11 protein-coding genes are annotated in these 10,284 nt (G+C 44.9%); 8 read left to right on the forward strand and 3 right to left on the reverse strand.

Features of this window, described 5'->3' with window-relative positions:
- From PLA23_RS06055 to PLA23_RS06065, 3 genes are all read left to right on the forward strand, one after another.
- On the forward strand, nt 1–1,116 hold a 1,116-nt coding region (locus tag PLA23_RS06055; protein WP_324474440.1), incomplete at its 5' end, for a COG1361 S-layer family protein.
- 9 nt (nt 1,117–1,125) lie between these two features.
- Nucleotides 1,126–2,460 carry a COG1361 S-layer family protein gene (locus tag PLA23_RS06060; RefSeq protein WP_324474442.1) on the forward strand — a complete coding sequence of 445 codons (1,335 nt, stop codon included), beginning with the start codon at nt 1,126–1,128 and terminating at the stop codon, nt 2,458–2,460.
- Between the two features lie 28 nt (nt 2,461–2,488).
- Nucleotides 2,489–4,720, forward strand: coding sequence for an efflux RND transporter permease subunit (locus tag PLA23_RS06065; RefSeq protein WP_324329103.1), 2,232 nt, complete (start codon nt 2,489–2,491; stop codon nt 4,718–4,720).
- Nucleotides 4,721–4,724: 4 nt separating this feature from the next.
- Here the strand turns inward: PLA23_RS06065 and PLA23_RS06070 are convergent, their stop codons facing one another.
- Nucleotides 4,725–5,045: a YkgJ family cysteine cluster protein gene (locus tag PLA23_RS06070; RefSeq protein ID WP_324329101.1), complete on the reverse strand. Its 321-nt coding sequence runs from the start codon at nt 5,043–5,045 to the stop codon at nt 4,725–4,727.
- Between the two features lie 256 nt (nt 5,046–5,301).
- On the opposite strand from PLA23_RS06070, the gene PLA23_RS06075 reads away from it, so the two are divergent.
- Together PLA23_RS06075 and ribB are read left to right on the forward strand one after the other, a co-directional pair.
- Nucleotides 5,302–5,967, forward strand: a complete 666-nt coding sequence (locus PLA23_RS06075) for a DUF120 domain-containing protein (RefSeq protein ID WP_324329099.1) — start codon at nt 5,302–5,304, stop codon at nt 5,965–5,967.
- Nucleotides 5,964–6,683 (forward strand): 3,4-dihydroxy-2-butanone-4-phosphate synthase, encoded by a 720-nt coding sequence (gene ribB, locus PLA23_RS06080; RefSeq protein ID WP_324329097.1) that lies wholly within the window; start codon nt 5,964–5,966, stop codon nt 6,681–6,683. Before PLA23_RS06075 ends, ribB begins: the two co-directional genes overlap by 4 nt.
- Here the strand turns inward: ribB and PLA23_RS06085 are convergent.
- Complete coding sequence (locus PLA23_RS06085; RefSeq protein ID WP_324474444.1) at nt 6,680–7,771, reverse strand: lysylphosphatidylglycerol synthase transmembrane domain-containing protein; 1,092 nt, start codon at nt 7,769–7,771, stop codon at nt 6,680–6,682. The genes ribB and PLA23_RS06085 overlap by 4 nt on opposite strands.
- Nucleotides 7,772–7,886: 115 nt before the next feature.
- Here PLA23_RS06085 and PLA23_RS06090 point away from each other — a divergent pair, with 115 nt between their 5' ends.
- A complete protein-coding gene (locus PLA23_RS06090; protein ID WP_324328230.1) occupies nt 7,887–8,609 on the forward strand; it encodes a glycosyltransferase family 2 protein in 723 nt (240 codons plus the stop codon).
- 52 nt (nt 8,610–8,661) lie between these two features.
- Nucleotides 8,662–9,102, forward strand: a complete 441-nt coding sequence (locus tag PLA23_RS06095) for a PPC domain-containing DNA-binding protein (RefSeq protein WP_324328229.1) — start codon at nt 8,662–8,664, stop codon at nt 9,100–9,102.
- A 1-nt stretch (nt 9,103) separates the two neighbouring features.
- Here the strand turns inward: PLA23_RS06095 and cofC are convergent, their stop codons facing one another.
- Nucleotides 9,104–9,736: a 2-phospho-L-lactate guanylyltransferase gene (gene cofC, locus PLA23_RS06100; protein WP_324474445.1), complete on the reverse strand. Its 633-nt coding sequence runs from the start codon at nt 9,734–9,736 to the stop codon at nt 9,104–9,106.
- A gap of 98 nt (nt 9,737–9,834) precedes the next feature.
- On the opposite strand from cofC, the gene PLA23_RS06105 reads away from it, so the two are divergent.
- Nucleotides 9,835–10,284 (forward strand): radical SAM protein (locus PLA23_RS06105; RefSeq protein ID WP_324474447.1); only part of this gene is annotated, 450 nt, incomplete at its 3' end.

Raw genomic sequence — 10,284 nt, forward strand, 5'->3', positions numbered from 1 at the left:
CTTATTACAAACTCCGGCCGCGTTTCCATGAAATTTATTGATGAAGGCTCCATCACTCCGGACTATATTCCAACAACAGCTCTTTCACTTTCTGCATTCCTTGAGCCTGGGGAATCGCCCATTGTTGTTTCATCAGATCCACAAATCATCGGTGACCTGCCATCCGGTTCAGTTGGTAAGGCGACATTTTCGATTACCGTTCCGGATTCTGCCCGTGCCGGAACATATCAAATCCCCGTTCTCCTCAGGTACCGGTATATGGACATGGCGACACAGACTGGTAAGGATGAAATTTCTTATTCATTTAAAGATGAAGAAAAAAGAGTATATCTGCCAGTGAGAATCCGTCCGGCTGTTCGGTTGGAAATATCAGAGGTGAAAACCGGTGATCTTACTGTTGGTGGAGAAGGAAATATTACCATTACAATCACAAATACCGGCTCTGATGATGGAAAGGATACGATTATTCTAATCGAACCGGTCGGAAACAGTCCGGTTATTCCATATCATAACAGTGTGTATATTGGAGATTTTCCAAAAGGGTCATCCACCACCATTTCTTATAAAGTGTCAGTATCATCAGATGCAAATCCGGACATTCAATATCCCTTGAAGTTGTGGGCAGAATATACTGATTATCAAGGTATTTTGGCAGCTTCGGCCAAAAAGGATGTAAGTGTCGGATTTAAACCCAAGATCAGTTTTACCATTGTAAGTAACCCGAATTCGATTGCTTCAGGAGGGAAAGGAGAGATCACAGTAGAGTATAAAAATACCGGAGTGAGGACTGTCTATAATGCCCAGGCCGGGATCAATATTGTAGATCCGTTTACGAGTGAAGATGATCAATCATATCTTGGTAATCTTGCTCCTGGAGAGACGGGAATTGCGAAATTTAAACTGAAGGTGAATGAGGGTTCAACCGCAAAACAATATGCACTTGATTCGGTAATCAGGTACATGGATGAAAAAAATACTGAATATGTATCAGATCCGTTAAAAGTTCCGGTTAATGTGACCGATTCTGGTATTGACCCAATAGGAATCATGATTATTATTCTCGTCCTGATCTGTGGTGGAGGATTTATGTATTACCGTCGAAAGCAGCAGTCATGACGGTGCAGTATGAGTAATAAATGTGCATTACGATACTATCCTCTTATTTCTCTTCGGAATAAGAGATTATTCATCCTTGGACTGCTCATATGGGTATTCGGGACTGGTGTTTTGTTCCCGGCAAGTGCAGTCCCGTTTCCGTATGGGGAACCTGAGTATTCGGCCACTGTCGTAGGCAATGCAACTCTTTATCCGGGTAATATCAGCCTTCTGACACTTTCGATTCTCAATACTGCACATACACCGGAAAAAATCCTTGATATGACTGATCCGGTCATTTCAAGCCCGGTTGTCGGTATGGGAGTTGAACTCACTCTCAAGGCCGGTTCTTCCCCGATTGATGTCATTGGAACTCCGCTGACCATTCCAATTCTCCCTCCCTCGGTACCGGTTACAGTTTCCTTTCCGGTAATTGTTCCTGCGGATGCAAAATCAGGAAAATACCGGTTACCTCTCCAGGTAACATCCTGGTATGCGGATTCTGTTGCAATGGAAGGGACCGGCACCAATGTCTTTCACTATCAGCCAAAAAATGTTACACTTGAAGTACCGATCAGAATAAAACCGGTTGTCAGAGCAGAGGTTACTGATCTCATCGTAACAAACATTTCTCCAGGGCACCATGGGAGAATATCTGCAACTATTACAAATATTGGTAATTATGCAGGAAAAAATGCAATAGCAGAACTTATTTCTGATAAAAACAGTCCCCTGATTCCAAACCCTGGAAGTTATTATCTTGGAACCATAAAGCCAGGGGAGAAGAGAAGTGTTTTTTGGGGAACATATGTTTCTGATACGATTGAGTCTGCCCATATTCCTGTTACTCTCGTCATTACGTATGAAGATGAGGATGGGATTTTTGCATCTTCAGAACCCCTGCAGATTGGAATACCCATATCGGCCGGACCAAAATTTTCTGTTTCCTATGAAAAGCCCGTTATTGAACCTGGTGGGAGGGCTGCTGTCAAAGTAGTATATACAAATACTGGTGATGCACCGGCTTATGATGCAACTGCCAAGATTGTGCCGATATCACCGGTTTCCTCTCCGGTTACCAGTGCAGCATTTGGAACCCTCAACCCTGGAGACTCTGCAGAAGTTATGTATGAGTTTATTCTTGATCAGTCTGCCCTGGTCAAAACCTATGGCGTCTTAACCGATGTGAAATACCGTGGTGAAAATGGTCTGGTTGCACTGTCAGATCCTATGAGAATAGAGATAGATGGTGCACCTCATGGTATTCTTTCATACCTTCTCTCTCCCATATCACTTATTATCCTCCTGGGAGTGATACTCATCCTTGGATATGGTATCCTGAAAAAGGAAGGCAGGTTGGTTTGATGAGAAACATCAGTAAAAGAGGCCGGATATGTCCCTGATCTCTCATTTTTATCATCGGGTTTCCGATCAGGTCATAGCAAGACCAGCCCTGATTCTCCTTATTATGGCTTTGCTTGCTCTCGCTTCCTTTGCGTCGATGGGAAATCTCTCAATGGAATCAGGGGTTTCGATATATTTAACGCACGAAGACCCTTCAATGATATGGTATCAGTCATATGTGAAAAATTTCGCTGATGAAAAGACTATTGTACTTTATATATCGACTCCCGATCCCCTTTCCTATGATGTCCTTCATGATCTCTCTGTTTTTGAAGAGGAAGTATCCCGGATACCTGGAGTAATGTCTGTAACAACAATTGCCAGTGTCATAAAGCAGGCGAATGGTGGAACTCTTCCCCCTTCAAAGTCTCAAATTCAAACGGCATTTGATCGGATCCCTGCATCATACCAGCAAACATTGGTTCCTGATTCTGTTCATACCTTTGGAGCAGTGCTGGCAAGAGGGGATCCGGCATCACTCCTTGAACCCATTGGCCAGGTCATTTCATCTTCTGTTCTTCCCCCTGGAACGACTATTGAGATAAGTGGAACCGATGCATTTGATGAACAGATGCTCGATGCCATGACTGGTCAGATTGTAGTCATGATTCTTGGAGCATTTACATTAATGCTCCTTGGCCTTCTGGTTCTGTTCAGTTCGGTCAGGTACCGGCTCCTTCCCCTGCTTTTTGTAATGTTGGGACTTATTTATTTATTCGGCGTTCTGGGAGCATTCCGGGTAAATCTTAATATTGGTGCCATTGGCGCATTTCCTGTATTATTAGGACTTGGCATAGATTATGCGGTTCAGTTTCAGTCCCGTCTCAATGACGAACTAATCAATTCGCCTCTTCATGAAGCGATCAGGACGACCATCTGTAATACCGGGTATGCAGTCTTAAATGCAATGATTGCAACTGTAATGGGGTTTATTGTATTATATATAACCCCGCTTCCGATTCTGGTAGGTTTTACCCAGACCGCAATAATCGGGATCTTTTGTGCATATGGAGCAACTCTGTTTGGATTTCCAGCCTTAGCGCTCTTATTGCCCTATAAACCAAAAATTTCTGACCCCGCACGGGGGCCCGGTCTTTTTGACAGGTACAATCATCTTTTATCATATATTGCTGGAAAAATTGCAAAGTCACCAGTAATCCTTCTAATTCTGGTCCTTATGCTGGCTGGAATCGGATTGGTTGTTGATGACCGGATAGCAATTGATACCACTGAAGATTCAATGGTTCCTCCTGATATGCCTGCAAAGGTAGTGAAGGACAAAATTGAAATGACCCTTGGTTCTCAGATGCCGGTTGAATTAATCATTACTGCTCCTGATATCACATCACTTGAAACACTGCGATGGATGGATCGGTATGGCAAATTCATCTCTGAGGTATATGCAGATAAAATTATAAGCGTCTCCAGTATTGCATCACTCGTTAAAAAGTATAACGATGGTACTCTTCCCCGTTCACAGACAGCACTGAATACAATTCTTTCCCGGATCCCGGCCGATGAAAAAAGGAAATATGTTGCAGATGATATTACCGGTCTTATGGAGATAAAAACGATATCTCTTTCAGCAGGGGAAATGAGCAATATGAAAGAGGTCTTATTGTCTGAGACCGGATGGCCGGATCCACCACCGGGGCTTTCTGTTCATTCGAGTGGGGAATTTGAGCTAAATGCAATAACACATGATGATATTGTCCTGTATAAGCCAATTATGACTTATCTTGCCTTTATCATGATATTTCTGTTCTTGCTTATTGCATACCGGAATATTATAGCGGTTGCTCCACTCTTTCCGATCATCTGTGTGGTCGGGTGGAATGCGGTAGTCATGTGGGTATTTTCTATCGATTATACCTTTATTACGGCATCTCTGGGGGCGATAACTATCGGCGTCTCATCTGAGTATACGATTCTCATGATGGAACGGTATCTTGAGGAAAAAAAGACCAGTCCTGATTCCTACTCTGCTATCCGGAATAGTGTGCAAAAGATTGGTGCATCCGTGACGGTTTCCGGGCTTGTAACCGCTTTCGGGTTCTCGGCACTGCTGCTTTCTTCATTTCCAATTATTTCGAATTTTGGGATTATGACAGTAATCGCTGTCTTTTTTTCCTTAATTGGTGCAATCATAATTATGCCTGCAATACTGGCATTAATTGGGGCAGTAGAGGAATGGCTTATCCGAAGAAGATCTTCTGATTAATAGATCATCCCTTTTTACATCGATCACAAAGATACATTCGACACAGTTCAGGTCGTGTCTGATGGACCGTGCACATGGCAAGGTTTTCATCATCAAACCGGAGGAATGGACAGGCAAGTGGTCGTTTATCAAGAATGGATGTTGTGGAAAAAATTTCCCTTTTGTCCTGGTCAATGGTCACAACCTGCTGAACTCCGGTGATCAGATACTGAATACGATATGTAAAAGGTCCGGTTTGCTCAATGATGCCAAAAACGTCAGCCATGTAACTACAGCAACAGCCACATCTGCTGCAGATCCCTGGTTTTGAATCATATTCAGGCATAGGTATGGAAAAGATTATTATGTTATATGTAACTGCTTATCATTCTTTTGAATCCCAATACAAAACGAATAACGATATTTCACCATATACCTGTCAGATTGAAAAAGCTTTCATAGTACTGGTTATTATGAGAATACATAATTTGGATTTCCATAGAGTATGACATGAACCCGGTGATTCTACTATTTCATCTCACTTATGCTATTCTCCCCATATATGGAAACTCATTAATAGGATCGCTCTCACATATGATATCATGGTTACCCCTGAGGATCTGGAATGTCTCAAACGGATCGCTCTCATGGGCGGTCTGAATACTCCGGTTTTCCTCAAAACGATAAGTCTTGGCTCTGAACTTGGATTCAGCCCTCAGACCGCATCCCGAAGACTGCGTTCATTAGAGCAGCAGCATCTTATAAGCCGGGTTCTTGGGACAGAGGGGCAGCAGGTGACCATTTCCCCTGAAGGAGAAGATGCCCTTCGAAAGGAATACTGTGATTATTACCGGTTATTTGGCCGGAAGGAGAAAACTCTGCTGCTGAATGGAACCGTCCAGTCCGGGCTTGGGGAGGGTGCATACTATATGAGCCTTCGTCCCTATACCAAACAGTTTCAGGAAATACTTGGGTTTGCCCCATTTCCCGGTACACTTAACATACGGCTTCTGCCAAGCGCGGCTCTCCAGAGAAAACGTCTTTCAAGTGCCGACTGGAAGATTGTGCAAGGATTTGAGTCTGAAGGTAGGACTTTTGGCGATGTCCGCTGTCTTCCCTGCTTTATCAGGGATGTTCCCTGTGGTATCATCATACCTGGCAGAACCCACTATCCGGAAGAACTTATCGAGATTGTCGCTCCTGAAGGGCTCCGAAAAAGATTCTCTCTTCAGGATGGCGATGAAGTAGCAATAGAGGTGACATTATGACAAAAGATGCATTTACTGCACTCAGGCAGGGTGAGATAGTCCTGCTGTATGATTTTGATGATCGTGAACGTGAGACTGATTTTGCCATGCGTTCAGATATGATCACCCACCGTGACATCTGCCGGATGCGAAACGATGCAGGTGGTCTTATTTGTACTGCCATCCCGTTCATGGCAGCAAAGAAACTGGGACTTCCCTTTGCCCGTGAAGTGCTCCGGAATTGTGCCATGGTTGAACGACTGGGTGATATTCCATATGATCCCTTAAACAATTCATCATTTTCACTCTGGGTCAATCATCGGGATACGTTTACCGGCATTACGGATCGTGATCGGGCGAAAACCGTACATGCCATTTCCGAAGTAGTACAGGCAGTTCTGAATGGAGAGCCAGTATCATTTAAGGAACAATTTCGGACTCCTGGTCATATGCCAATCCTCATCGCCGCAGAGCACCTCTTATCCCAGCGTCATGGTCAGACAGAACTCTCGGTTGCTATGGCTGAGATGTCTGGTATTGTTCCAAGCATTACCATATGTGAGATGCTTGATGACGATTCCGGATATGCTCTCTCAAAGGAAGATGCGATCCGATATGCAAAACGTCATGATCTCGCATTTATTGAGGGTTCAGAAGTACTTGACCGGTGGGAGAAGGTTGCGTATCCTTCTCCCGGATGTATCGGGCAGAAAACCGCAGCAGTACACCGGATTTAAACCTTTTCGTCACCTCTTTTCTCGCTATCCACTGTTTTTTTGTTGCATAATTCATATTCCGATTCCGCTTTGCAGGTAATCTCCCGGTGAATGATACACATACCTGCAACAAATCCAAGAATGATATTCAGATAAAATGTCACAAATCGCCAGAGTAGGACAAATATTCCAAGCATACCTGCCGGGACGATAAGAGCATACAGAGATGAAGTGGAGAGCTCGGTAATCCCTGACGACCCGGGGGTAGTCGGAATCATCATAATAATCGCAATAAGGATCTGAAAAAAGAATGAAAGGATAATGTTGGGATCAAGACCCAGGCCCATCAGGATGACTGATGCAACCAGAAATTCGGTCACCCAGAAGAATGCAGTAGCACATCCCCCCGCAAAAAGACCCCATCGTGCAGGGCCAGCAAACCGGTTGAAACCATGAAATAAGGTATCTATCTCTGCATCAGCACATGCACAAATCTTTGATGAAGAAAACCGTGTATGGGATAATTTTTCACTTATCCATGATACCAGACGAAGTATGAGGGATTTCATACGGTCCGGGTATCGCATTGCCAGAAAGGGAATGAAAAGAAAACTCAGCAGGAAAACCCAGGCTGCAATGATGAGAAAGATAAGAGCGGTACTGAAGGTGCTCCAGATCTCCCGTGTCATCAGCATGATAATGATCCCCATTCCAGTCAGAATGATCCCATCCAGAACCCGTTCCATGATTACCACTGCAGTTGCATCTCCCACTTTTACCCCGCCACGGTAGAGTTCATGTACCCTGACCGGTTCTCCTCCTGCCTGGCCAGGCGTGATAGTTCCGGCCAGAAGCCCTGCAAGAACCATATTCAGGGAGTGTAGAAATCCAACATGGTATCCAAGGGATCGAGCCAGAAGGACAATCCGGGCTGCCCAGAGAGCGAGAGCAAGCACACGAAAACAAATGGCACAAAACAGAAAGAGAAGGTTAAATGAGAGGATATATCCAATGGTTTCTTGAGTAAATGTGGCTCCGAATACAAAGAGGATAACCGTCAGGCTGAATATGAGTGATAAAGCAAATAATCCGCGGGATGATAGTTTCACATCAGTCTCCTTTCGTCCGGACGCACTCCGGATATATCATGAATAAACCTTCTATGGAAGAGAATACCAGTATATAATGGGTGTGTTACCTTCATAAAAGAACCCCTGTACAATCATGATATCTGTTGTAATACCCGCATATAATGAAGAGAAACGGATAAGACGGAGTCTTAAGGCATTAATCCATCAGACCCTCCCTCGCGACCAGTATGAGCTGATTGTTGTGGATGGTGGTTCGCATGACAGGACCTGTGAGATAGCAGAAGAGTATGCAGATCTGGTTTTTGTTCAGGAGTCTGAACGGGTGGCTGGGGCACGAAACGACGGGTTTCTTCGGGCACGTTCTGATATTGTCGCTACTACTGATGCAGACAGCGTGGTTGCGCCTGACTGGATAGAACAGGCGGTTTCCTCGTTTCAGGATCCAAACGTCGTACTCTCCTTTGGTCCGGTAACGCCGATAGAACACACTTCTGTAAATAAGCGGTATGCACTTCTCTTCAACAGCCTGATACGGTTTGGTGCCCATTCAGGATTATATTATTACACCCTTGGATGCAATTCAGCCTTCAGAAAAGACGCCCTCATGAAGGCAGGAATGTACCGGATCGTGGATGCCGGAGATGACCTTGAGATTGCAGTCCGGATGAGAAAGATGGGAAAGGTACGATTTGCTCCAGGTATGAAAGTAGGATTTGATTTTCGCCGGTATCATGAGTTCGGGTTCTGGAATACTATCTATGAATGGTACTATATCGTTCTTCAGGGTGGGATATCAGATAAATACTCGTATACAAGACGTGAATATCATGATGAAGGCATGATGGAGGTGAAATGATACCAACAAGGGAATCCATGAACTCTCATGTTCTTAAAGGAGATAGTATTGGATGAAATATAGCTCTGGAACCTGTGGCAGGATATTTTATCTACACATAGAACATGGTGAAGATCCCATCAGGACCATCACGGCGTTCGTCAGGGACAAGGGGATCAGTGCCGGGTTCATTCACTTTATCGGAGCAATAAAAAATGCAGAACTGGTAACCGGCCCGGTTGTTGATCAATTACCTCCAGTACCCCACACCGAACCCGTTGTTCTTGCACATGAACTGATAGGAACGGGCATGATAAGATCAGGAGATGATGGTCCTGCAATACACCTTCACACCTCAGCAGGACGGAGTGATCAGGTTCTTACCGGTTGTCTCAGGGGAGAAGCAGAGGCATATATCCTGGTTGAAGCGATGATTATCGAATGCCTGGGAATGACAATCCCGATGACATATGATCCAAAGACCGGAATGATGCTTCCTGACCCTGCTTCATAATTTATTGAATTCCCTGCCTTTTCACCCCAATCCGGCTCTTTTTCATGGCGATTTCAAATCCGTGATCTATGAGCCATTTCCGTGAATGCCCATGATTATGGATAAACACCTCAATCAGATCGTCCTGTTCATCAATGTCACAATAGAGCCTGAATGAATCGATGATCTTTACCATCAGACCTGCATCAGTACCATATCTGACATGCTTCTCATAACTCATTCCATAATACTGCGCACGGAACATCTGTGCAGATCTGATATAGATTGCATTGGTTCCTCCCCCCCTCCCGGGGGCGATGGCAAGATCTCCTCCTGATGTGAGAAGGGCAAGGATAGATGAGCGGTCAGCAAGAGCCAGATCTGCCATGACGATTGCCAGAGGCTCCTCATTCCCGTCACAAAATCCGTTTATTGTCTCATTGAGTTCTTCTTTTAAAATGCGGACCGGAACGTCATCAAGCTGAACGGGAGCGGTTGACAGAATAAGGGGGGAGCACCCGGTGGCTTTTACCGCGTCCACCACGTCGCGGAGCATCGTATATGCAAAACTCTGCCGCTCTTCATCAGTCAGAATACAGGATAGTCGGGTTTTTGGATCTGTGGGTTTATAGGGGATGACTACTGGTATTCGCATCTTTGAAACAAACGTTACCATCCGGAATGGAAAAAGGGATCGTCTTTTCCTCTATGTTCAAAACGCCCATAAGGATCATATACACACAATACTGGTACATGTCACCGGTCATTACGTATTCGCGGAATGTTTTTCTGCCTCTTACGTTTGTCTGCAGAAACGCCTGCGGGTATTGTATTTTCCGTCGCCCGCCAGGAGAGGGCTGTGTTCTTTCACCACAAGAGGTTCTGCAGATACTTCGGCGCGGAGCAGAGGCCGGATGCACTGAGGCACTATTTACCTTTGGAGAGCATCCTGAAGAAGTGGAAGGATTTATGCCCTTTCTTGAGCAGTACGGGTACTCCTCAATTCTTCAATACTGTCATGCAATGGCTGATGAGGCACTCTCTCTTGGTCTCCTTCCGCACACCAATGCCGGAATTATGACTGCTGACGAGATGCGTTATCTCGCTGATGTGAATGCAAGTATGGGACTGATGCTGGAGACGACCGCAGATATCCCTGCTCATCAAAACTGCCCGGGAAAAGATCCTGCCCGGAGGATTGCG

Origin of the sequence: Methanospirillum sp., from assembly GCF_035406105.1 — an archaeon.
Taxonomy (GTDB): domain Archaea; phylum Halobacteriota; class Methanomicrobia; order Methanomicrobiales; family Methanospirillaceae; genus Methanospirillum.